This window comes from Methylobacterium dankookense (assembly GCF_902141855.1).
GTDB classification, from domain to species: domain Bacteria; phylum Pseudomonadota; class Alphaproteobacteria; order Rhizobiales; family Beijerinckiaceae; genus Methylobacterium; species Methylobacterium dankookense.
This window is the reverse complement of the sequence record NZ_CABFVH010000006.1, coordinates 50,116-72,615: the sequence shown is the minus strand read 5'-3', so window position 1 is coordinate 72,615 and position 22,500 is coordinate 50,116. Positions and strand designations below refer to the sequence as shown.

Below are 22,500 nucleotides of genomic sequence, written 5' to 3'. Positions count from 1 at the left end.
GGCCATGGCGGAGCGGCAGGACGACGACGAGGAGCGCGAGGAGCTCGAAGCGATCGTCCGCTCGATCGGGCGGCCGGACGCCTTCGTGCTGCACGAGGTCATCCGCCGCACCGGCAATGAGGAGTTGCGCCGGCACGGGGCCGCCCTGTTCCTCTCCGCCTTCGCGGCGGGGCTCAGCATCGCCCTGTCGCTGATCGTGCCGGGCGTCCTCAAGCGCTACCTGCCGGCCGAGGAATGGGCCGAGGTGCTGGTGCGGATGGGCTACGCGGTGGGCTTCCTCGTGGTGGTGCTCGGGCGCCAGCAATTGTTCACCGAGAACACCATCACGCCGGTCCTGCCGCTCCTGCACGACCGGACCCTGAAGGCGGCGTGGCGCCTCGCCCGGCTCTGGGCCATCGTGCTCGCCGGGAACATCCTGGCGACCGCGGCCATCGCCGCGGTGATCGCCCATTCCGGCGCCTTCCCGCCGGAGATCCAGCGCGCCTTCGCCGAGATCAGCCACCAGACCATCGCCTTCGGCTTCTGGGCGACGGTGGTGAAGGCGGTCTTCGCGGGCTGGATCATCGCCCTGATGGTCTGGATCCTGCCGGCGACCGGCGCGGCGGCGACCTTCGTCATCCTGCTGATGACCTGGCTGGTGGCCCTGTGCGGCCTCGCCCATGTGGTGGCCGGCTCGGTCGAGGCCTTCTACCTCGTGGTGACGGGGGCGGCCTCGCTCCACGACTATCTCTGGCGCTTCTTCCTGCCGACGCTCCTCGGCAACGTCTTCGGCGGGGTGGCGCTGGTGGCCGCGCTCAATTTCGGCCAGGTCGCGCCGGAGGTCGAGGAGAAGAAGGAAGCCGACGCGGCGGGCTGAGGCCGCGGGGCCGGCGCGCCCTGCCCCACGGGATGCAGGCCTGCCCGGGATCCGTTCCCGCTCCCCTGTGCGGGAGATGGAGCGACGGTGCAGGACGAGGCGCGGGTTCCCTCTCCACCCAAGTCGGGCCTGCCCGACTTGGGCATCGGGGTGCGGATCTCGGGCAGGCCCGAGATCCGTCGGGAGAGGGACAGGGTGAGGGTCGAGAATTGTCAGGATGAGGCGTTGATCGATCCGCTTCACCGTCGCGCCCCCTCCGTCGAGTTCTCATCCCTCACCTCAACCCTCTCCCGAACGGGAGCGGGGGCCTGTCGCGGGTCCTACGCGTATCCAGAAGTCGGGGTCCCGTATCGGAGATGCGCACGCGCCTTCGGCCCCGCGCGGATTGTCCGCCGGGGGCATGGCTGGCGCGGTCGGGGTGACGCGGGACGCCGCGGAGCCCTGAACGCAACGTTGCAAAGCCGGCTCCCCGGCGTCCCGCGGATGAGGGCCGATCGCTCGGTGTCCCATCCGTCTTGTCGTCGCGGTGTCTGTCCCGGCGTGATCCGACCTCGCTGACTGCCGCTGGCCGGGTCCGGGTCCTGGATCAGGACTGAGCCCCGTGCACGCTGACATACGCCCGTTCGGCGCGAGGCCCGCCTCGTAGTGGGTCGGGCCGGCGAGACTCTGGCGGTCGCCCAGGCCGGGGTCGGGGCGGGAGCATTTCCTCAGCCCGCCGCTCGCCCCTGTCCGAGCCGACCTTGCGTCGGCACGCCGCCCGGGGCGCCGGCCGGATCCGAGGCCGGCGACGCGGGCACCGCCCCGCCGTCCGCGCCCGCTCCGGTCGGTCCCCGGTGCAGGCCCCCGTGAGACACCGTTCGGTGCCGGGCGGCAGGTGCGGGCACATGAGCACAAAACAGGAACATTGTCAAGCGAGACGGACACGTCCGGTCCTTCGCCAGGATGGTCGGCGCTCATGGGAGGACCGCGGCGGTCGCAGCTTCGTGACCGCCAGGGCGCGGAAATGCGGAGAAACTTGACGTCAATCAGAAGTGGGAGCGCAGCCCTGCGCTCAGATTGCGCGAGGCCAGCATGGCCGGAAGGCTCTAAGGAGGGCGGGCCGCATGCCGACACGCGATGAAGTCGCCCGGGCGATCTGCGATGCCTGGGGTTTTGCCTGGGAGCCGGGCCTGCAGGGCGGCGACCGGTACGCGGCCGACGACTGTGCCGAGACCGGCGAGCGGCCGACGCGCCAGCACTTCTACGCGGCGGCCGATGCCGCGATGGCGCTCTTCACGCCGCCGGGCGTCGCCGAGACCCAGGGCGGCCGGCGTCATCGCTTCCAGGCGCATCACCGGTTCGCGTGGTTCTGCACGGTGTGCGGCTACGGGCCGGGCGAGACGCTGCGGCACCTGCCGGAGATGCGCGCGCTCTCGTCCCACGGCCCGATCTTCGACGGCGATTCGTAGCGCGCCCGCCGCCAGGCCGAGGCCGACGCCGGTCCGGAAGCCGAGCGCGGCGGGCTTGCAGCCCCCGGATTTGCAGCCGCCCTACCGCAACCTTCACGGCATGCGTCACCGCGTCGTCGAGACGGACCCAGATCGGAAGGGCTTCCTCGTGCTGGAGCGGCGCCGGGTCGCTGAGCAGACCTTCGGCTGGCTCATACGACATCCGGGTGATCCCTTCGGGATGGCGGATGTCGCCTTCGCTCAAGCGCCGCGCGGGCTTGCTGATACCGCGTCCGGTCCGATCAACCGGACGCGGTATCATACGACATCCGGGTGATCCCTTCGGGATGGCGGATGTCGCCTTCGCTCAGGCGCCGCGCGGGCTTGGCCGAGACCGCGAGCGCGCCGGTCGCCTCGCCTGCGGTGCCAGCCTCATGGTCGCCAACGCCCTCGACAACCCGGCCTGACATCAGGCGCTCGAGCAGGCTCCGAGCGTCGATATCGAAGTCGACAATCGTCGAGAGACTATTGCCACCCCCGGTCCCGGATGCCCGCAGGAGTGGCGCGGAGCGAAGAATCCGGACAAGATTTACAGCCCGCGCAGAAGATCGCTGCGATTGGAAGAGCTTGTCATCTCCGCTGCAAAGACAGTCGGCGTGTCGCCGCTTGTGCGACGACGCACCAAAGTTTAGAAATCCCCGCAGTAGTTTCCGAATCGGAGATGCGCAAAGCCTGCGCAACTCAAGGGAGGCTGCCCATGACCATGGACGAGCAGACCATCAAAGCTTTTCCGAAGCTGCATTACTACGTGCGCATCAACATGCCGGAAGTCGCGAACGTCAACGCGATCGTCAGCGCCGTTCAGAAACTGTCCGGGAAGACATCGGGCGCGACAATCAAGAAAGCGCTGAAATGGGGCAATCAACCGACCATCCAGGTCGTCGACAACCTGATATGCGCCGGCAAGAAGTCCTTTGGCTGCTACAGTTGGGGAAGCAACGTTCTGCGCGTCGACAAGGCCTTGGTGGAGCAGTTCGAGGCCGGCGGGGGCCTCGTGAAGACGACCAAAGGCAAGCGCGTCTATCTGTTGGGCGTGACGCTCCTGCATGAGCTGACGCATTGGGCGGACGCGCAGGACGGTGTCGACGACGCGGTCAGCGGCGATCCCTCGAACGAAGAAGGCAATGCCTACGAGAAGGCTGTCTATGGCAAGGTCCTGGATCACAGCGACGATGCGTGACGGGCGCTGCCGCTGGGCATTGGCCGCGCTGGCTCTGCTCCCTGCGTTGCCGGCGCTGGCTCAGAGCGCCGGCAGCCAGATCGGCTATTCGGGCGACGGTCTGAGCTGCGCCACGGCCTTGGTCGTCAGGGGTGCGAGGACCGCATCCGAATCCGCCCGCGCGCAGCGCGACTGGATGGCCAGACACTTTCCCGGCGCGCGCCCGATCGAGAAGGGGTTCACGCGCGAGCGTGGCCGCTCTTACGAGCTCGCCCGAATTCAGCCCCAGCAAGGCGGGCCGATCAACCTGTGCTTCGACGTGACCGAATTCGACGCGCGGTAGGCGTGGTCCGCTGAGATCACCCGCGTGGCCTCGGGGGACGTTCGTCGGCAGAAGCGCCCGACGCCGGCGCGGCGGTGCCGCCCTGGCAGGTGCGACAACCTGAGGGTGGAAATGCGGTAGCCACCCTGGCCGAACAGGGCTCGCTGCATCGCGCGGCTGCTGTGCTGGCCGGGCAGTCGATCATCGTGGATCTCGATGATGATCGCGAACGCCTTGTCGACCCATTCCGTGTTGGACGCGAACAGCTCGCTCTCGAAGCCCTCGATGTCGATTTTGACGAGGAGCAAGGAGGCGTTCGGTCCCTTCTCCTGCAGGATCTCGTTGATCGTGACGACGGACGTATCGCCGGCCGGTGCGACCGCTGGCAGGCTCTGAGCCGGCTATTCCTTCCGGGCTCGGGCCATTGCTTCGGCGCCCTCTGCACAACGTCGGCCGGATGAATCCGGGCGGGTTGTTGTCATCTTCCGGCTTCGCTATTATCGAGGCGGAGTGGCGCCGAAATCAATGAGGTAGGCAAATTTTCGTATGCGGGAGTCGGGGATGTTCTTTAAGAAACAAAATAGATTTCAATTGTTTGATGAAAAATACTATACCGACTCCTATCCAGATGTCAAGGAAAGCGGTCTCGATCCGCACGGACATTTTCTTCGCATCGGCGCTGGAGAAAAGAGAAACCCCTGTGCAGTCTTCGATACGGAATATTACCTGAGCCAGGTCGGATCCGTGCCGGGTGACCCGACGGAGCATTATCAGACTCACGGCATTGCAATGGGAGCGGAGCCGCACCCGTCCTTTGATCGGGCTTGGTATCTGGAGAACAACCCGGATGTCGTCGCGGATGGAGCAGATCCGTTATGGCATTACTTCCGCTATGGCCGAGCTGAGGGACGAAAGCCCGGCCCCGTATGGCGCCTGCACTTCGCCGGGGCCAAGCGGCCGCTCTGGCGCCTGGCCAACCAAAGGCTGGCGCGCCGCGCGCTGCGCTTGCGGTTCGGCCACGGCGACATCGCTCAGCCCACGGAGCACCATGCCGTGTATGGCTTCGCCGTCTACATGACCCCTGCGCAAGTGTCCCGGTTCGGCAAGGAGCGGAACAGATATCAAGACGATCTGCGCGCCGAGGCCGAGCTGAGGCCGAACATTGTGATCATTCTGTCCAATGTGAGTCTTTCCTCTGCATCCGGCGATCGGGTGGAGGCGAAATACGATTCCGGGCATGTGTTTTCTCTGAAGCCGTCCGCTTCTTCCCAGGTGTGCGATCTCGGGGGCGGAAAAATCTCACTGGATCATCATTATTGAGCGAAGGCAAAATTTCAGCGCTCAAAAGCATAGTTCCAGAATTGCCGATTTCTGGAATCACACTTGATGCCATGCCTGCGCGCCGTAACGCCGATCCCGATGCTCGAGAAAGCTACGGGATCGATGCGACCATGGGAGCCGTTGCTCGGCCGTTCGCCCGGGAGCCTTCGCTGCGTTCCGGTTAGAACGGATCGACCTCTGCTGCGCTGAACGCTGCGCTCCCGACCGGCGCATACCAGCCCAGAACTGGACGCGATCCGGCATGCCTCGCGCGACTGGTGGCATTCCGCACCGACAGCGATTTAATCGGTGCTACAGGATCGGATATCGGGTCAAACTCTTGACATCGGATTTACATTCTGTCAATCGCAGGCCAGCTATCGGCTGCCGGATTAGGCATTTAAACGTTAAGTCAGTTATAAAATCCAACTGCCAATGCAGTTAAGATCTTTCAGAATTTCAATAGAAGACAGCGATCTCATGTATCCCATCCGAGAAAACCTGTCCCGGAAGCTGCATCATCGAGTCGGCACATCTCGAACGGCGCCGATCGCCGCTGTCTCGAAGGTGGGCTCGAGCGGGGGTGTGCCAAAGAAAAATTCCGTTACGACCTCCGATGCGATCAATTTTTGTCACCAGCTCTCGTTCGGCAGCAGCATCGATCGTCCGGATGATCTGAAGTAATGGGCCGGCATACTTCAGCGATACAATGACGACTTCTCCCTCCTCCTGATGGAGATGCGCCGGTCTCGCAAGGTGAGCCCGGAGGAGGTATTCTCCGCCCTGTTCGCGGGCATCAACATCAACTTCGCGGCGCGCTCTCGGCCGGCGGCCCTGATCGTCAGCCTGTTCATGCATGCATCGGGGCAGTTTCCGGCCATCGACGACGTCACGGATACGCTCTCGGCCTGTTCCGTCCAGCGGCTTCGGATCCGCGACGTCATCGGCTTGGTCGCGGAGCGCAGCGGCGCCGATCCGGAAACGCTGAAGAAGGCGATCGGGCCCTATCTGGAACTCGGCCAGGGGGTATTCGGTCGGCTCAAACTGTCCCTGACGAAGTTCAACGCGCCCGTCCAGAGTTCCGAGGCGCTGGCGGATCTGATGTCGATCAATCTCCTCGTGCGCAGCAACTCCCTGTCGCACGACATCGGGCAGATGCAATCGACCCTTGTCAGCCTCTCGCGCGTCGTGTCGACGGTCACGCCTCTGAAGCAAGTTTGATTCGGCGTCCATCCGGGCAAGTCAGGAAAGTCGTGCCGCCGGGTTGGGACAGGGTCCGGGGCAGGCTCGAGCAGAAGTGGGGAAAATGGACAAGCCGTTGAATATTTTGGCGCTTTCATTTTTCCCGTCCTTCCTGCCGAGCTCCAGCGGTGGCGAGCTCGGGCTCTACGGGCTTCTGAACGCGCTGAGCCGCGACCATAACGTCGTCCTCCTGTCGTCGGCGGAGGTGGCCGAGGCCGCGCCGGTGACCCACCGCCACAACCTGCGCTTCAAGGAGATCCGCGTCCCCAAGGAGGCGCGCTTCCACGCGATCTGGGCGAAGCACGCCGATGCCGCCGCCCATGCGGACATCTCGAATGTCTGCGTCGCGAAGCTCGGCGAGACCGTGACGGCGCTGCACGAGATCTACCTCGAGTATTATGACTGGGCCGATGTCATCATGCATGACTCGCCCTACGCGCTGACCTACGACCTGTTCCTCGGGATGGACAGCAAGGTCAGGTTCTATAATTCACAGAACGTCGAGCAATACTTCGTCAGGTCGCAGTATCCTGCCGAGGCCGAGGGCGGCCTCTACGACTACGTGGACGAGCTCGAGCGCAAGCTGCTGCGGAATGCCGACGTCGTCGGCGCCTGCTCGACGGAGGACATGACGGCCTTCGAGGCCGATCTGCGCCCCTCGGCGGAGCGGTGCATCGTGTACCGGGCCATCGATCAGGAGCGCGTCGAGAAGGAGCCGCGCTCGGGCGGCCCGCTGCGCGTGGTCTTCGGGGGCTCGAAGCACCCGCCGAACACGGAAGCCGCGCACTTCATCATCGAGACGCTTGCGCCGCAATTCCCGGACGTGCAGTTCGACATCTTCGGGAGCTGCCTCGCCGCCGGCACGTACGGGACGAACCTGACGGCGCACGGCTTCGTGTCCGACGAGAAGCGGCATGAACTGCTGCTGCACGCGCATGTTGCCCTGAACCCGATCCGGTCGGGCAGCGGCGTCAACCTGAAGATCCTGGAGAGCGCGGCCTACGGTCTGGCCATCATCTCGACCGCGTTCGGCTTGCGCGGGACGGCCCTGACGGCGAGCGTCGTATCGGCTGGCAGGCCGAGGACGTCCCGGGTCAGCGGGCCGCGGACGCCGTAGGTGACGATCCGCCGCCGGCTCTCCTCGCTCACCCCGGTTTCCGTGCGCGCGCCGCAGCACCAGAGCGCGATCGTCTCGTCGGGCCGGACCCCGGGCCGGGCGAGGTCCAGATTGATGTCCCAATCCGCGATCACGCTGCCGACGATCCTGTAGCTGCAATGCTCGCGCACCGGCCGGATGAAGATCGCCTCACCCAGGATATAGCCGAGATAATCGCCGAAATTCTGCTTGTCTTCGTCCTTGAGCCACCAATTGACTTTGCCGAAATCCTGCAGACTCATGCCGATCCCCGGATCGAGGCCTCAAAGCGGTTTGATCGATCCCGGTGCGTGGACCCCCCTCCGGCGCGCGAGCGGCCGAAGCGGCGGCCTCCCGGATCAGGCGTCCAACGGGCTCGCCACCGGCCTCCGCAGCGGCGGGCGGGCGGGCGCCACGTCCATGCCCGCCTCGCTCCTGGCGATCCCGCCGCCGGTCGGCTCGATCCGCCGCACGGCCGGCGGCTCGGCGCCGCGTCCGGCGGTCGTCCCCGCCCGCTCCGCGATGACCGTGTCGCAGATCGCCACGAACTCCGCGCCGACGGCGCTCCAGCGATATTTCTCGACCTCCCGGCGTCCCGCCGCCACCAGCTGCCCCGCCAGATCCTTCTCGGCGATCAGGCGCTCGAGCACCTGCGGGAGCTCGGCATCGTCCGCCAGCAGCCCGTTGACCTCGTCCTCGATGAGATCGCAGAAGGCGGCGCAGTTGCGGTTCGCGACGACGGGCGCGCCCGCGAGCCAAGCCTCGGCGACGATGATGCCGAAGCTCTCGCTGCGGCTCATGGTGACGAGGCCCAGGCAGGATTTCAGAGCGGCCGCGGCGACGCCGGTCGACTTCCAGCCGAGATACCGCACCCAGCTCTGCTGGACCGGGACCCCGTCCTCGTCGGCGCCGATCATCACCACGTTCACCCGGTGCCGCTTGTTGAGCACTCCGACGGCGTCGATGATGGAGCGGTAGTTCTTCGTCGGGTTCTTCCGGCCGAGCACCACGAAGAAGGGAACGGCGGAATCGTAGAGGCGCTCGAACTCGGCCACGGCCTCACGGTCGGGCTCGGCGAAGGCGGCGCCCGCCGGCAGGTGACGCACGTTGTGGACACCATGGGCGTTGAAGAGCCGGCACAGGCTGCTCGGCGACAGGAGCGACAGCGTCGCGTTCCGGGTCGCGTCCAGGATGTCCGGGAAGTGATAGTAATCGTCGTCGAGGTGCAGGTGCGGCACCAGGACCGAGGGGACGCCGGCCGCATTGGCGGCCGCGATGGTGTCGCTCACGTGCTTCAGCACCGGGTTGTGCGTCACGACCAGATCGTAGTCGCCGATGACGGCCTCGACCGAGAGCCTGAGGCTGTCGCAGAACGGTCCGCGCGAGGCGCCCAGATTGGCGCCGAAATCCGCCCGGATGTTCTGGCTGCCATAGTAGAAGTCGATCGCCTCGGTCGGATTGTCGAACGTCCAGGGATTCTCGACGAGATCGATCACCTGGTCGCCGATCTGCACGAAATCGACCGCATAGGCGCGGGGCCGCGGATCGCGGTCGATCGGGTCACGCTCGGTCGAGGCAACGATCTTGACCGCCTGGCTGCGGCTCGCATCCACCTTGACGTTGAACGATCCGCTCACCGTCACCTGCAGGATGAGATCGTCGTTCTCGTTCACGAACCGCAGATGCGTCCGCCGCGGCGCCGTTCCGTGCACGACGACCAGGCCGGCTTCGCGGGTCATCAGCATCGCCTGATAGCTCGCCCAGCGCACGGGCCGCCCGGACCACGATTCCGGATCGTGCCAGCCCCAGCCGAGGCCGACATGCGTCGAGCCGCGGGACAGGTACCGGATACGCGCCTCGTCGAGCAGCAGCTGCGCGTCCCAATTATGGGCCGCCATCGTGTAGGTGCGATCCTCGTCGGCCTTGGACCGCGCGTCGAGCGGGAAGCGCGCCCAATGCACGCGCTCCAGGCCGGTCGGCACGGAGGTCGTGCCGCCCTCGCCAAAGGTGGAGAGGAAGCGGGACTGGTCGGTGATCCGCGAGATGTCCGGCGTCACGACGTCGACGTGATAGCGCCCGTCCCGCGACAACGCCTTGAGGAATTCCAGCATGTGGACCTCGGCGCCGCCCAGCGGCGGGTCGTTGTAGCGGGTGAGGACCGCCAGGATCCGCTTCTTCGGCCGGCCCAGATCCTTCAGCGATTCGCCGAACTGCCGGGCCAGGTAGGTGAGGGACAGGGCCTCATGGAAATAGGCGATCGCGGCGTCGCGCTTCGCCGCATCGACCGGGCGGTCGATCAGCGTCCGGCAGCTGGCGGCGAACTCCTCCAGCGGCACGACCGTCACGAAGTCGCGCATCTGCGCATCGAAGCCGCGCGCGCCGAACGGCGTCGAGACGATCGGCACGCCGTGACCGAGATATTCAGCCAGCTTTACGTTCGAGCCGCTCCCTTCCATCATCGGATTGAGCGCGATCCCGGCTCCGTAGAGGAGGCGGGACTTCTCCTCGCGATCGACGACGCCGTGCAGGATGACGTTGGCACTGGCCGACGACAGGCAGTCGCAGACCGAGCCGATGAAGCGGAAATCGACCGCCGGAAGCTCCGGGGCGAGCCTGTCGACCACGAAGCGCGCGGCGTCGATATTGGGTGGGTGGGCCGATCCCAGGAAGACGATGTAGGGCCGTGCGAAGGCGATCTTGCCGAAGCGCTCACGCGGGACGGGATCCTCGCCGCCGTTCCGGATGACGATGCTGCCGGGTCCGGACAGGGCGCCGCGCGCGATGCTCGACCGCACGATGCCGGTCAGGTCGCTCTCTGCGACCGAGACGATCAGCTCGGACTGCGTGGCACAGAAGTCCTCGACCTGCGCCGCAACGTTCAGGATCTCGGTCCGCTCCGGGTGATACTGGAGCAGCTTCTCCTCCAGGTTGAATTCCCAGTTATGGGCGGCATAGACGAACTTCGTCTCGACGACTTCCGCGAGGGGCGCCATGTAGGGATGCTCGAAGACGACCCGCGCGGCGATGCGCGACAGGTGCCTGAACAGGGCCACCATCATCTTGTTCTCGGCCACGAACTGCGAGGCCGTGGTATCGTTGGCCGAGATGTGGAACATCGCGTTGATGCGGCTTTCCTCGGCGATGTGGGCTTCCGTCTTCGGAACGCGGCAGTAGAAGACCTCGTCCCGCCATTCGGAGGTCAGCGTGTCGTCGTTGGAGAAGGCCAGCACGATGGTCCGGTAGTCCGAGGCCAGCCGGGAATAGATCTGCTGGATGCGTGAGGCGCCGCCGCCGACCGAGCGGGCGACGTCGTAGTCGTTGACCGCCAGGATGATCTCGCGCCCCGGTCGCAGCTCGGCCGCGGCCTTGGCCCGGCGGAGCGCCTCTGCCACCGATTCGGCCGTGCTCGTCCAGCGATGGCTGCGCTCCACAGCCTGCCGCGCGGCGGCGCCGAGGGTCTGGCAGAGCTCTGCCGACCGCTTCAGGCGCGTCAGCGCGTCGGCGAACTGATCGTAATCGCCGACGAGGCAATCCGCCTCCGCCGATCCGGGCCTGATCGCGCCGATCGTCTACACGCCGGCCGTCCGGGAGGAGTACCGGGGCAAGACGGTTTGCGTCCCGCATTTCCTGGATGCACGCAGCGACCCGGACCTCCTGCACCGGACCGGCGCGGATCTGATCGTTCGCCCGGGCGTCGCGCGCAGCGAGCGTGCCGTCTTCGACTTCATCGATGCGATCACCTCCGCCTCCTTCGTGCTGGCGGGCTCGCTCCATGCGGCGATCGTGGCCTGCGCCTACGACGTCCCGTTCGGCTACCTGGATACGGGCTTCGTCGACATCCCGTTCAAGTGGCGGGATTTCTCGGCGCTCGTCGGAATCGGCACGAGCTTCTGCGACTGCGTCGCCGACGCCCGGGCCATCTACGAGCAGGTGAACCGGCCGCGCCTGCGCAAGCCGCCGCTCCTGCCGATGCTGGCGGTGGCACCCTTCAGCGTCCGGCTGGAGATGCTTCTGAAGGCCTATCACTACGACATGCAGAATCTCGGCCGGGCATCGGCCCCGTACGGCGCGCATCTGACCGCCGTCCTGGGCCGACGCGACTATACGCTGCTGGAGCCCGACCCGAAGCCGCCCGAGGCGCCGCAGGATCCCGTCGCTCCGGCGGAGGATCCGCTGCCGGAGCCGTCGCCCGCCCCCGACGAGCCGCGGACGTCGGAGGAGGAGACCCCGCCGGAGCAGGAGGTCGCTCCTTCCGCGGCCGAGCCGGAAGCCGCCGCGCCCCCTCCCGAGGCGGCCGAGCAGGCGCCGGAACAGCCCGCGCATCCGCCCGAGACGCAGGACCCCCTGTCCGAGGCGGAGCCCGAGACCGCGCATCCCATCCAGCCCGAGGCTCCGATGGAGGCGCCTGCGGAGCCGGAGAGGCCGGATCCGGAGCCCGCGCCCGAGGACGAGGCGTCCACTGCCGGTGAGCCGGCAAGGCCGACTTCGCCTCGTCCCGACACCGCAGGCTGAGGCCGGGGATCGGGCGTGCCCGCGGGGCAGGCCTCCACGGGCCCGTGGAAGGGACGCCGCCTCAGCGCCCGCGCATCAGCTCCCGCTGGATCGCCTGTTCGAGGGTGTTGGCCGATTGGCCCATATAGCCGACGATGCGGTCGCGCATGGCGTCGTATTGCTGCTTGGACATCTTGCCCAGATCGATCGTCTGCGACTCGATAAAGAAGATCGCGGCCATGATCGCCGCATCGGCCCTCTGCTGAGGGGTCGAATCCGCGGAGGTCACGACCTTGACCAGGTCCACGGTCAAGACGAGGTTGCATCCTTGGGTAAAATAGCCGTGCTCGGCATAGCATTCGTCATGCGCCTTGCAGGCGTTATCGATCGCGTCGACCGCCGCAGGCATGGTCTTGATCTTTCCGTCCAGAATATCCCGATAGGTATATCCCCAGCCCGGGCCGCAATAGACGCCCTTCTTGTATGTCGATACTCCGCCGTTCTCTTTCTTGTTGTACTCCAAATTCGTCGGCAAATTCATCAACATCGTCGCGGCAAAGGACAGCAAGGGCATGTCGCGTTTCTCAAAACCTGCTTGATAGGCTATTGGCCCATACTGCACGTTTCGTGACGTGTTGCCTACTGATCAAGATCAGGATGTTCGAGCGCGTTCCCGCCCGGTCTTTCGTGCCGGCGGTGACAGTGCGTCCCAGGCTCGACATTGTGACGCCGACGTTGCGCCGCGCCGGTATTCAGTTCGGGAACGTGTGCTCTAGGCAAGATCGCCGATCTTCGCGATGATGGCGCGCTACGGCGGCAGCGCAGGCGCGGCGATATCCCGCGCGATCTCGGGCTGGCGAGGTTGGGCCATGAACTGGAAGCGGGTCTCTGCCGTGGCCGGCAGCACCGCGGCCTTCGTCGCGGCGGTCGCGGTCGGCGCCCTGGCGATCGTCAGCCTGTCGCCGGGCGAGCGGCCGGTTCTGCCGGCCCAGCAGGGGCTCCTGATCGAGAACGCGACCGCGTTGAAGCCCTTCGAATCGCGCGCGAAGCCGGCCGTCCCGCAGGGCGCGCCGCGGCCGCAGGGCATCGTCGCCGAGGCAGAGGTCGCCGAGCTGCGCGAGCCGGCGCTGTCCCGCGCCGAGCCGCCGCCCGCGAGCGCGCCGGGCGAGGCCGCGCCGCGGCCGGCTGAGCCGAGGGGCGTCGCCCGGTCCCGGGCTCCGTTCCACGAGGTTCCGTCCGCGCGGGCCCCGGCCGCCGAGACGGATTCCGGTCCGGTGCAGGAGGCCGCGCCGCCGCCGCCGCCGCCGCGGCAGAGGGTGGCGGCCCTGCCCAAGGCCGAGCCCAGGACGGAGCCCAGGACGGAGCCCAGGCCCGAAGCCAGGCCGCCCCGGCCGCTCCAGGCGGCCCTTCCGAGCGCCCAGCCGCCTCCGGGCGGCGTGCTCACCCCCGCCGAGATCCGCCGCATGCGGCTGTCGCTGCGGCTCACCCGCGAGCAGGAGCCCTACTGGCCCCCCCTCGAACAGGCACTCCTGGAGATCAGCGCCCAGCAGAGCGCGATGGTCCGCGCCGGGCAGGATCCGAAGGAGGCCTTCGGCATCGGCACCGGGATGCGCATCTACTCGGTGGCGCGCCCGTTCCTCGACCAGCTGCGCGAGGATCAGAAGGCCCAGGTCCGCGCCCGCGCCCGGGCCATGGGCTTCGGCTCGATCGCCTCCCAGATCTGAGACCGCGTCCGGTTGATCGGACCGGACGCGGTCTCGGCCAAGCCCGCGCGGCGCTTGAGAAGGCGGCATCCGCCATCCCGAAGGGATCAACCCGATGTCGTACCAGACGGGCTCCGCGCGGATCGCGGGCCCGCCAGCTCACTGGAGATAGAGGGCCCCGGTCCGGCGCCACTGCTCCAGGGGCTGGCGCAGCTTCGGGCCGCCGCGCCCGTCGAGGGGGCCGCTGTAATAGCCGGCCCGCTGCAGCTTGCCCTGAAGCGCCCGCAGGGTGTCCTGCGACCACGTGCTGGCGCGCCGCACCACCTGCTCGATCACCTCGCCGGTATCCGAGGCGGCGCCGCGCAGGAGCATCTCGGCCGCATCGGTCGGGTTCTTGGAGACGGTCCGGCCCTCGTCGAGGAGAATGGCGGCCGAGAGGAAGCCGCGCGGGTCGCCGAGTTCCGTGGCCCGCACGAAATATTGCAGCGCCGAGCTGCCCTTGTAGACGCCGCGCTCGGCCAGCACGCCGAGATTGTAGGTCGCGATCGCCGAGCCCGCGGTCGAGGCCCGCTTGAGGAGCGTGATCGCGCGGTTCGAATCCCGGGCGATCGCGGTCCCCTCCATCAGGGCGACCGCGAGGTTGATGGCCCCGTCCGGGCTGCCGCGCTCGGCCGCGCGCGCGTAGAGGTCGTAGGCCGCCTTCGGGTCGCGGGGCGCGCCGTCGCCAGTCTCCAGAATGAGGCCGAGGCTCACCATCGCACGCAGGTCGCCCCGGTCCGCCGCGAGCCGGTACAGCTCCACCGCCTCGGCGCGCTGGCCCGTCGCGGCGAGCGCGCGCGCGAGCAGGGCCGCGTAGTGCGGCATTTCGGGATTGGCCTTCCAGGCCGCCCGGCAGGATGCCACCGCCGCGTCGCCGTTGCGGGCGAGCTCGGCGAGCGGCACGCCCGGCATGTTCGCCGTGGCGTCGCGCGGATGCGTGGCGCTGCGGTCGCAGACGACCTCGGGCTTCAGGTCCGATTCCTCGGCGCTCGGCAGGCTCTGGAGCAGCTCGCGGGCCGCGGGGACGTGCCGCCCATCCGGCCGGCGGTCGATGTAGAACTCGACGAGGGCCCGGATCCGCGAGCGCTGCGCGAGGTCCCAGAGCCGGTCGTCCGAGATGTTGTCGACGTCCGAGGTGCTGCGCGCCACGCTGGCGCTCGTCGCCGCCGGCTCGGCCGAGGCGACCTTCAGGATGCGCTGCGCCTCCGCCGCGTGGGCCCCCTCGGGATAGCGGCCGACATAGACGCGCAACAGGCTCTGGTCGCGGCTCGTCGCGGCGAGCTGCCAGAGCTGGGTCTCGGGCGAGACGGGCGCCGGCTGGCCGGGCGAGAAGTAGAACTGCGTCGTCAGCGACGAGTTCTCCCAGGGGATCTGGTAGCCGCCCGTGGCCGCGATGACGTCCTTGCGGACCTCGATCATCATCGTGTTGATGTCCTGCCCGCGCGCGGGCAGATGGCTGAGGAAGGCCTGGGCGAAGGGGCTGTTGCGGCCGCCGCCGTCGAAGGCGACGTTGTCCGGCTGCGTGGCATAGGCGAACAGGAAGCCCGCCGCGCTGCCGAGGCGCGCGAGCCCGTCATGGATCTCCTTGCCCCCGACCTCGCCGGGATGGCCGCGCAGCGGGTTGTTGCGGCAGGCATCGAGGAAGATCAGGCGGCTGCTGCGGCCGTTCTCCAGGCCGGTGGTGAGCTGCTGCAGGTCGACCGTCTGCCCGCTCACCTCCTCCGCCTTCGTGATCGCGGCGTCGACCGGGACGAGGTAGTTCTTCTGGTCGACCTGGAAGCCGTGGCCGGCATAGTAGAAGATCGCCGCGTCCGCGTTCTTCGCCTCGGCCTGGAAGCGCTTGATCAGGTCGAGCATCTCGGCGCGCGTCAGGTCGTTGCCCTTCAGCACCTTGAAGCCCATCACCTTCAGCGCGGTGCCGATATCGGCCGCGTCGTTGGTCGGGTTCTTGAGCGGCTTGAACGCCTTGTAGTCGGCATTGCCGATCACCAGCGCCACCCGCGTCTCGGCGGCGCCCGCCGCGGGCAGATGGACGAGGGCGAGGATCCCGGCGGCGATCAGGCCGCGCGCCGTCCGGACGAGGCCCGGACGGCGCGTCGTGGCGGGATCAGAGGCCGACCGCACGCGAGAGGCGGTTGTCGACCGTGCGGAGGGCGGAGGCGATCGCATTGCCTTGTCTGACCTGGAGACGCGCCACCGCCGGTTCATCCGCCCGCAGGAGCGAGATGGCTTTCCGAACGGCCACCACGGCCACCCGCACCGCCGCCCGGGCCTCCGCCACCGTCGTCGCCGCGCGGACCTGGCGCGCCGCCTGGCGGATCACCGCCGGGAGGCTGCGGAAGGCGGGCGGCAACTGCTGGACCTGGATCTCCAGCGTGTCGGCGAAGCCGTCGAGCGCGTTGCTGTAGCAGGTCGTGGTGCCGCGCAGACCGGCGTTGTTGCTTCTATCGCAGGCGGCCAGCTTCCCTTCAAGAGTGTTCGCGGCGCGCTGGACCGCGGCAAGTGTGTTTTGAGCCCCCGCGCGCGTGGAACTGCCGCCGGCGTCCTGGCTGCCCTGCGCCGGTCCGATCGTCGGGCCGCCGCCGCCGATGGTCAGCGTGGCGACCGCGTCGGGCAGGGTCAGCGCCGGCGTCGTGAAGTTCGGCAGGAAGGTGGTGGTGTTCGGGGTGACGGTGGCGTTGGCGATCGCGCTCGCCTCGGCCGGCCTGTCCTGGACCGCCTGCCCGGGCGTGACGGTGAGCGTGCTGCCGGTCCCGGCGACGCGGTAGGTCACGCCGCCGATGCTGACGAAGGTCCCCGCGATCGGGCTGATCGGGTAGTCGCCGGCGGGGCTGGCCTGCGTGGCCGTGGTGGTGAGCAGGCTCGCGGCGCTCGGCTGCGTCGTGGAGGTGTCGAAGGCGTTGGTGCCGGGGCCGCCGAAGACCGTGCCGGTCAGCGGCGGGTTGGCCGCGCCGAAGGCGCGCGTCTGCGGATCCGCGGTCACCGCGATGACGCGCGCGGTGCTGTAGAGCTCGGGGTAGAAGCCCGCGCTCGGCGGCGCCCAGGTGGTCTGGAAGTTCCAGCCCTGGGCGGAGGCCGTCTGTACGAAGGCGGCCGGGTCCTGGAACTGGGCCGTGGTGAGGCCGGTCGCCCCGGTGAGGGTCGGCGTGTTGCCGGAGGCGGCCGTCTGGCCCGTCGTGGTCGTATCCCAAAACGAGGCCGTGACCCCCGTGCCGTTCGAGAAGCCGAACAAGCCGCCCGTGACGACCGAGGCGCCGGTGCCGGCCGTGACGGCGCCCACGCCGTAGGACTGGGTGACCGTGCCGGTCTGGTAGCCGATCAGGCTGCCGGTAAAGGCGTTGCTCGAAGCGCCGCCCGTCACCGCCCCCGTCGCGTAGGCCCGGGCGACGGGACTGGTGCCGTAGCCGACGAGGCCGCCCGTATAGCTGTTGCTCGTCGGCCCATTCCCGCCGCGGACCTGACCGGTGGCGTAGACCTGGTCGAGGTTGCCGCCGCCGCCGAAACCGATCAGGCCGCCGGTGAAGCTGCCGACGCCGACCGTGCCGGCCTCTCCGGTCGCCGACGAGTTGCCGCCGGTCACGGCACCGGTCGCGTAGGATTGCGTCACGGCCCCGCCATTGGTGCCGATCAGGCCGCCGACATCGTTGAAGCCCGCCGCGCCGTTGGCGCTGACGGCGCCGGTCGCGAAGGATTGCGAGACGGTGCTGTTGTTCTCCCCGATCAGGCCGCCGGTGGAGCTCGATCCGGTGCTGCCCCCGCCCGTGACCGCCACGTTCGCGACGGAGCGCGTCACCGTGCCGGAGCTGGTGCCGGCCAGGCCACCGGTCGCGGTGAAGGAGGCGGTGTTGGCGGTCGCGTTGGCGACCGCTCCGCTGACGCTCACCCCGAAGAGGGTCGCGTTGTTGGCAAGACCCACCAGGCCGCCGACGTAGCTGGCGCCGGTGCCGCCGTAGGTGCTGCGGATGTTGACGTTCGTGAGGTTCAGGTTCGCGATCGTGCCCCCGTTCACCGTCCCAAACAGGCCCACATACTGGTTCGGAGAGGTAATGGAGAGCCCATTGATCGTGTGGCCGAGGCCGTTGAACGTGCCGGTGAAGGGGATGTCGGCGCCGTTCGGGGCGGTGCTGCTCGGCTGGGAGGTGTTGAGCGGCCGCGTGAACGGGATGCCCGTGACATCGACGTTGGTGGCCAGGGCGTAGCGCCCGGCCGCCCCGGCCTGGGTGCTGAGGGCGCCGAGCAGGTCCGTCTGGCTGCCCAGGATCGTGTAGGGCAGGGTGTCGATCACCAGGGAGCGGGCGGTCGGCGGAACGGTTCCGGTGAACGAGGCGCTCGCGCCGGGGCCGAAGGTCAGCGTGCCGCCCGTGCCGCCCTGGTTGGTGTTGAGGACGAGGTCGCCGCTGCCGCTCACCGTCAGGTTCGCGTTCACCGCGATCGAGCGGTAGGCGCTCAGCGTCAGCGTCGTGCGGGCCCCGCCGGCCCCGGTGCCCCAGGTCACGGGCGCGGCCACCGTGATGTCGCCCGCCTGCGTGCCGGGGCTGCCCGCTCCGCCCGTCGTCACGGTGACGTTGGCGGTGGCGAGCGCGTTCTGGAGCGTCGTCGCGTTGATCACCGAGTCGTTGCCGGTGGCGGCGAAGCCCGTCTGGTTCGCGTCGGTCCCGCTGGAGATCGTGACGTTGTAGGGGTCGAGCAGCAGGGTGCCGAAGGCCCCGTTGGCGGCGGTGAGCACCGTCGTGCCGGTATAGGCGAGCTGCGCCTTGCCCGAGACCTCGGCCTGGCCGCCATTGCCGCCCTGCGTGCCGCCCGTCGCGCTGATCCGGCCCGCGAAATCCGTGAACCTGTCCGACCACACCACGATGTCGCCGCCATTGCCGGTCCGGCCGGCATTGGCGCTGATCGTGGTCCCCGCATCGACCGTGGTGGTGGCGGCCCGTTGCAGCGGGCCCTGGCCCTGGAAGCCGCCGCCGACGCGGATCGTGCCGCCGCCGGCCGTGCCGTCCGCCGAGAGTGTCGCGCCGTTCAGCCGGACGTCGCTGCCGGTCACCGTGATGGTGCCGCCGCGCGCGGGCTTGGCCGCGGCCTGCCGCGCCGCGCCGCGCGCCGAGGCGTTCAGCCGGCCCGAGACCGTGACCGTGCCGCCCTCGCCGCCGCCGAGCACGATCGCGCCGTTGCGCCCGCTGACGCTGCGCGCCTCGACGAGGCCGGACAGGTTGATCGCGTTGCGCGCGGCCTCGCGCGCGGTGGCCGCCTGCATCTCGACGCGCCCGCCCGTGGCGCTGATCCGGCCGCTGTGCCGGATCAGGGCGGCGTCCGAGCCGTCGCCCTTCGAGGGGATCGCCACCTGCAGGAAGCCGTCGCCCGAGAGGTCGAGGGTGGCCTGCTCGCCCGCGCCCAGGCCGACCCGGCCCATCGGCACGCTGATCACGCCGCTGTTCTCGACCCGGCCGCCGAGCAGCGCCGCGTAGCCGCCCTGCTGGATCGCGATGGTGCCCGCGTTCGACACGGCGGCCGACTGGCCGCTGCCGCGGAAGATGCGCCGCCCCGCGACGAAGTCCTGGTCCGCGATGTCGAGGGAGGAGGCGACGAAGCCGCCGGCATTCACGGTGCCGGTCGGGGTGATGGCGATGCCGTTCGGGTTGACGAGGTAGACCTGCCCGTTGGCGTTGATCTGGCCGGCGATGGTCGATGTCGCCGAGCCGGTGACCCGGTTGAGCAGGGCCGAGGAGGCGGAGGGCTGGCTGATGTCGACGCGGGCGCCGGCGCCCACCGAGAAGCCCTGCCAGTTGACGATCGCGGTCGGCGTCGTCTGCTGGATGGTCATCTGGTTGGCCGAGGGCGTCGCGATGCCGACGCCGCCATAGACCGTGCTGGCGCCGTGCGGCAGCTCGCCGGCGACGAGGGCGGCGGGCTGGGTCAGGGCGGTGCCGGCCAGAAGCGCCTTGATCAGCGGTTTGCAGGTGCGGTTCATCGGGCGATCTCGGCGGGCGATCTCGGGAAGACGGTGTGGCGGCGCGGCCGGCTCAGAAGCGGATCGAGCCGAGCACCGTGAAGCGGTTGGCGTCCGGCAGCGCGTCGTCGCGGAAGCGGCGGCCGAATTCGAGCGTCAGGGAGGTCAGCGTGCCGGTGGGCTCGGCCTGGCTGATCAGGCGCACGCCGAGGCCGACCGAGGAGACGTGCAGGGTCGCCCGCTCGACCGCGGTGGGGCGCTCCAGGTAGAGCGCGCCGGTGGCGCCGAACACGTAGGGCGCCACCGAGAGCGGCAGGCCCTCCGGGTTGACCGCGAAGGGCGCCGAGAGCTCGCCGCGCACCACCCAGCCGCTGTCGCCGCCGAGACTGCCCGCGTCGAAGGTGGAGAGTTCCTGGAACGAGGCGAAGCCGATCTGCTCGCTGCGCGGCAGCGCCTGGCCGAACGAGGTCTGGCCGCGGGCGTAGAGGCCGAGCACCAGCGGATCGAACAGCGGCTGGGTGTAGCTGACGACGGCGTCGAACTTCTGGAACTCGGCATCGGCACCGAGGCGCGAGAGCGGCAGGATCGGCGTCGCGTCGGCGGCGCTGCGCGCGCCCAGCCCGTCGAGGCCGAGCGACAGCGTGGCGCTGCCGGCGAGCAGGCCGCCATTCTCGAAGCGCAGGTCGCCGAGGCCGCTCAGGCGCAGGATGCGCAGCCGGTCGAGGCTGAGCGGGGCGAAGGTCGGCGCCACGAGCAGGCCGAGCTCCTCGCGCGTCGCGTCGAAGGCGGCCTCGGAATAGAAGTTGGCCGTGCGGCTGCGCAGCCAGGGGTAGCGCAGGCGGAAGGACAGGCGCTCGTAGTCGCTCGCCGTCTGGAAGTTGGCGAGCCGCGGCGCGGTCTGGCTCTTCGTCGCCTCGAAGTTGAAGGTCAGGCCGTCGGTGCCGAGCGGCAGGATGAAGCCGCCCGCGAAGGTGCGCAGGCGCGGGAAGTCGCTGAACGAGCCGCCGACGCCGTTGGCGTCGTTGCCGCTCGGATTGCCGAAGCTGCGGAAGTAGAGCGTCTCGCCGTAGCCGAAGGCGGTGTTGACGTCGAAGCCGCCGCCGAGGGTGAAGCCGCCGAGCTGCGGGCCGACGGTGTTGTCGCCGCCGAAGAAGCCGGTGACCGGCTTGTAGACCGCCTCGATGATCAGGTTCGTCGCGCCTTGCGCCGAGCTCGGCGCCAGCGTCGAGCGCAGGGCGGTGCCGGGCGTGTCGCCGGCGAGCAGCAGGCGGCGCTCGATCTCGCCGATCTGGAGGTCGCGCCGGCCGACCAGCGGCTCGAGCAGGAGGGCGACGCGGTCGCGGACCGGGTCCGCCACGTTCCGGAACTCGACGCGATCGATGAAGCCGTTGACGACCACGAGGCGCAGGCGCCCGCCGTTGCGCAGGGTCTGGGCCGGCAGCACGACGCGGGTGAGCACCGCGCCGGAGCGGATGATGGCCGCCTCGAGCTCGCGGGCGGCGGCGAAGATCTCGGCGGCCGGGATCTGGCGCCCGGTGAGGCGGCTCTGCAGCGCCTCGACCTCGGCGGCGAAGGCCGGCGGCGCGTTCTCGATCGTGACGCCCGACAGGCGCACGTTCAGGCGCTCGGCGCCGGCGGGGGTCCCGAGACCGGGCTGACCGGAGAAGACGAGGCCGCCGCCCGCATTCTGCTGGCCGGGGCGGAAGCTCGGCGGCGTGATCTGGCTGGCGGTCTGGGCGAGCGCCCCGCCGGCGCCGACGCCGCCGATCACCAGCCCGAACAGGGTGGAGCGCGCCAGGGCCGCTCCCTTCGCAAGCCCGTGGCGGGGGGAGAGCCGAGACTCACGCATCCTGGGCGCCGGGCTCGTTCTTGCGGGACGTGACATCGGGCATTCCGTGTTCAAATCGAGCGGGCATTGGGGGAGATCTGGTTTCGGAACCGTTAACCAAGTTTCTTGACCCCAGAACGACGTGCAATTGTGCAGTCGTCCTCCGACGCAATCCTGCATATGCCAAGCCGACCTGGAGAATAGATGAGACGCCGCTCGTCTTGGGCCATGCGGGCCGAAGTGTAGATGAAGCGTGGCGTCAAAGTATCGTATTTCGGCCGCGATTCCGGACCGAACCGGCTCGGTACTGAGCTAATCCGGGCGCTGTGCCCAATTCGCCACAACCCCGAGGCCGGCTACACGTCGCCTGGCCGGCCGCTTGCTGAACTCGGCCGTCGCGTCATCGCTCATTTGGGGTAGGCGGACTCGCCAAGGCTGGCCGGTCGCGTATCGGCCGGAGATGCGGCGGATCGAATCGCGAGCGGCCGCCTGTCGTCGCGGGGCAAGGTTTGCGGATCCCCTCTCCCCGCTCGATCTCGGGCTTGCCCGACTTCGGTTCCCCGTTGCCGATCGCGGGCAAGCCCGAGATCGGTCGGGGAGAGGGGGGCGTGTGTGGGCCGGCCGAAGGGATCAGCCGGAGCTGGTCCGAGCGACGCTCACGGCGCCGGGGGCGCCTCGGCCTCGGTGTCGTCCTCCCGGTAGAGGGTGCCCCATTCGGCCTGCCACAGGCCGTCGGGATCGATCACCACCATCGGCACCTTGAAGTCGTTGGCGAACTTGATCGCCGCCCGGAAGGCTTCCTTGAGGGGCATCTCGGCGCTGCGGAAGCCCTTCGGCAGGCTCCCGCCGGTGGCGGAGGCCGGGCAGGTCACCGTGCCGGACTGCTTGTCGCCGTCCCGCGCCAGCGTCAGCGCCATGGCGTCGGCGGGGGCCTCGTCGACCTGTTCGAAACGGTTGGGCACGGCGCGTCTCCA

General features: G+C 68.9%; 18 protein-coding genes. 9 read left to right on the top strand and 9 right to left on the bottom strand.

Features of this window, described 5'->3' with window-relative positions; genetic code table 11:
* The first annotated feature begins 4 nt into the window (after window positions 1-4).
* Window positions 5-856, top strand: a complete 852-nt coding sequence (locus tag MTDSW087_RS07230; protein WP_144762239.1) for a formate/nitrite transporter family protein — start codon at window positions 5-7, stop codon at window positions 854-856.
* 1,103 nt (window positions 857-1,959) lie between these two features.
* The gene (locus tag MTDSW087_RS07225; protein WP_144762236.1) at window positions 1,960-2,304 is read left to right on the top strand and encodes a hypothetical protein; all 345 of its coding nucleotides are present in this window, start codon (window positions 1,960-1,962) and stop codon (window positions 2,302-2,304) included.
* 281 nt (window positions 2,305-2,585) lie between these two features.
* Here the strand turns inward: MTDSW087_RS07225 and MTDSW087_RS30035 are convergent, their stop codons facing one another.
* Window positions 2,586-2,753, bottom strand: a complete 168-nt coding sequence (locus MTDSW087_RS30035) for a hypothetical protein (RefSeq protein WP_186383766.1) — start codon at window positions 2,751-2,753, stop codon at window positions 2,586-2,588.
* 287 nt (window positions 2,754-3,040) lie between these two features.
* Here MTDSW087_RS30035 and MTDSW087_RS07220 point away from each other — a divergent pair, with 287 nt between their 5' ends.
* Together MTDSW087_RS07220 and MTDSW087_RS07215 are read left to right on the top strand one after the other, a co-directional pair.
* Window positions 3,041-3,523, top strand: a complete 483-nt coding sequence (locus tag MTDSW087_RS07220; RefSeq protein ID WP_186383765.1) for a hypothetical protein — start codon at window positions 3,041-3,043, stop codon at window positions 3,521-3,523.
* Window positions 3,516-3,845, top strand: coding sequence for a hypothetical protein (locus MTDSW087_RS07215; protein WP_144762230.1), 330 nt, complete (start codon window positions 3,516-3,518; stop codon window positions 3,843-3,845). Before MTDSW087_RS07220 ends, MTDSW087_RS07215 begins: the two co-directional genes overlap by 8 nt.
* On the opposite strand, the gene MTDSW087_RS07210 is transcribed toward MTDSW087_RS07215, so the two are convergent.
* Entirely contained in the window at window positions 3,782-4,171 is a 390-nt protein-coding gene (locus MTDSW087_RS07210; protein WP_342353833.1) for a class I SAM-dependent methyltransferase, read from the bottom strand. The genes MTDSW087_RS07215 and MTDSW087_RS07210 overlap by 64 nt on opposite strands.
* 214 nt (window positions 4,172-4,385) lie before the next feature.
* On the opposite strand from MTDSW087_RS07210, the gene MTDSW087_RS07205 reads away from it, so the two are divergent.
* From MTDSW087_RS07205 to MTDSW087_RS07195, 3 genes are all read left to right on the top strand, one after another.
* Window positions 4,386-5,144: a hypothetical protein gene (locus MTDSW087_RS07205; protein ID WP_144762224.1), complete on the top strand. Its 759-nt coding sequence runs from the start codon at window positions 4,386-4,388 to the stop codon at window positions 5,142-5,144.
* Window positions 5,145-5,876: 732 nt separating this feature from the next.
* Entirely contained in the window at window positions 5,877-6,365 is a 489-nt protein-coding gene (locus MTDSW087_RS07200; RefSeq protein ID WP_144762221.1) for a hypothetical protein, read from the top strand.
* 43 nt (window positions 6,366-6,408) lie between these two features.
* Entirely contained in the window at window positions 6,409-7,503 is a 1,095-nt protein-coding gene (locus MTDSW087_RS07195; RefSeq protein WP_144762218.1) for a glycosyltransferase, read from the top strand.
* Here the strand turns inward: MTDSW087_RS07195 and MTDSW087_RS07190 are convergent.
* Entirely contained in the window at window positions 7,386-7,784 is a 399-nt protein-coding gene (locus MTDSW087_RS07190; RefSeq protein ID WP_144762215.1) for a hypothetical protein, read from the bottom strand. The genes MTDSW087_RS07195 and MTDSW087_RS07190 overlap by 118 nt on opposite strands.
* A 96-nt stretch (window positions 7,785-7,880) precedes the next feature.
* Window positions 7,881-10,913: a glycosyltransferase gene (locus MTDSW087_RS07185; protein ID WP_144762213.1), complete on the bottom strand. Its 3,033-nt coding sequence runs from the start codon at window positions 10,911-10,913 to the stop codon at window positions 7,881-7,883.
* A gap of 361 nt (window positions 10,914-11,274) precedes the next feature.
* On the opposite strand from MTDSW087_RS07185, the gene MTDSW087_RS07180 reads away from it, so the two are divergent.
* Window positions 11,275-12,033, top strand: a complete 759-nt coding sequence (locus MTDSW087_RS07180) for a hypothetical protein (RefSeq protein ID WP_144762210.1) — start codon at window positions 11,275-11,277, stop codon at window positions 12,031-12,033.
* Window positions 12,034-12,094: 61 nt separating this feature from the next.
* On the opposite strand, the gene MTDSW087_RS07175 is transcribed toward MTDSW087_RS07180, so the two are convergent.
* Window positions 12,095-12,586 (bottom strand): phospholipase A2 family protein, encoded by a 492-nt coding sequence (locus MTDSW087_RS07175; protein WP_144762207.1) that lies wholly within the window; start codon window positions 12,584-12,586, stop codon window positions 12,095-12,097.
* 295 nt (window positions 12,587-12,881) lie between these two features.
* Here MTDSW087_RS07175 and MTDSW087_RS07170 point away from each other — a divergent pair, with 295 nt between their 5' ends.
* Window positions 12,882-13,736, top strand: coding sequence for a hypothetical protein (locus tag MTDSW087_RS07170; RefSeq protein WP_144762205.1), 855 nt, complete (start codon window positions 12,882-12,884; stop codon window positions 13,734-13,736).
* A gap of 138 nt (window positions 13,737-13,874) precedes the next feature.
* On the opposite strand, the gene MTDSW087_RS07165 is transcribed toward MTDSW087_RS07170, so the two are convergent.
* From MTDSW087_RS07165 to MTDSW087_RS07150, 4 genes are all read right to left on the bottom strand, one after another.
* On the bottom strand, window positions 13,875-15,878 hold the full coding sequence (locus tag MTDSW087_RS07165; protein WP_186383764.1) for a caspase family protein: 2,004 nt from the start codon (window positions 15,876-15,878) through the stop codon (window positions 13,875-13,877).
* Window positions 15,862-19,719 (bottom strand): beta strand repeat-containing protein, encoded by a 3,858-nt coding sequence (locus MTDSW087_RS07160; protein WP_144762199.1) that lies wholly within the window; start codon window positions 19,717-19,719, stop codon window positions 15,862-15,864. Before MTDSW087_RS07160 ends, MTDSW087_RS07165 begins: the two co-directional genes overlap by 17 nt.
* A gap of 52 nt (window positions 19,720-19,771) precedes the next feature.
* On the bottom strand, window positions 19,772-21,547 hold the full coding sequence (locus tag MTDSW087_RS07155) for a ShlB/FhaC/HecB family hemolysin secretion/activation protein (RefSeq protein WP_186383763.1): 1,776 nt from the start codon (window positions 21,545-21,547) through the stop codon (window positions 19,772-19,774).
* Window positions 21,548-22,182: 635 nt separating this feature from the next.
* Complete coding sequence (locus MTDSW087_RS07150; RefSeq protein WP_238179067.1) at window positions 22,183-22,488, bottom strand: hypothetical protein; 306 nt, start codon at window positions 22,486-22,488, stop codon at window positions 22,183-22,185.
* Window positions 22,489-22,500 lie beyond the last annotated feature (12 nt).

Excerpts from the sequence above, each read along its gene's own strand:
- MTDSW087_RS07155 (WP_186383763.1), bottom strand. The coding sequence starts at position 21,547 with ATGCGTGAGTCTCGGCTCTCCCCCCGCCACGGGCTTGCGAAGGGAGCG.
- MTDSW087_RS07160 (WP_144762199.1), bottom strand. The coding sequence starts at position 19,719 with ATGAACCGCACCTGCAAACCGCTGATCAAGGCGCTTCTGGCCGGCACC.
- MTDSW087_RS07175 (WP_144762207.1), bottom strand. The coding sequence starts at position 12,586 with ATGCCCTTGCTGTCCTTTGCCGCGACGATGTTGATGAATTTGCCGACG.
- MTDSW087_RS30035 (WP_186383766.1), bottom strand. The coding sequence starts at position 2,753 with ATGTCAGGCCGGGTTGTCGAGGGCGTTGGCGACCATGAGGCTGGCACC.
- MTDSW087_RS07230 (WP_144762239.1), top strand. The coding sequence starts at position 5 with ATGGCGGAGCGGCAGGACGACGACGAGGAGCGCGAGGAGCTCGAAGCG.
- MTDSW087_RS07225 (WP_144762236.1), top strand. The coding sequence starts at position 1,960 with ATGCCGACACGCGATGAAGTCGCCCGGGCGATCTGCGATGCCTGGGGT.
- MTDSW087_RS07190 (WP_144762215.1), bottom strand. The coding sequence starts at position 7,784 with ATGAGTCTGCAGGATTTCGGCAAAGTCAATTGGTGGCTCAAGGACGAA.
- MTDSW087_RS07200 (WP_144762221.1), top strand. The coding sequence starts at position 5,877 with ATGGAGATGCGCCGGTCTCGCAAGGTGAGCCCGGAGGAGGTATTCTCC.
- MTDSW087_RS07205 (WP_144762224.1), top strand. The coding sequence starts at position 4,386 with ATGTTCTTTAAGAAACAAAATAGATTTCAATTGTTTGATGAAAAATAC.
- MTDSW087_RS07220 (WP_186383765.1), top strand. The coding sequence starts at position 3,041 with ATGACCATGGACGAGCAGACCATCAAAGCTTTTCCGAAGCTGCATTAC.
- MTDSW087_RS07170 (WP_144762205.1), top strand. The coding sequence starts at position 12,882 with ATGAACTGGAAGCGGGTCTCTGCCGTGGCCGGCAGCACCGCGGCCTTC.
- MTDSW087_RS07215 (WP_144762230.1), top strand. The coding sequence starts at position 3,516 with ATGCGTGACGGGCGCTGCCGCTGGGCATTGGCCGCGCTGGCTCTGCTC.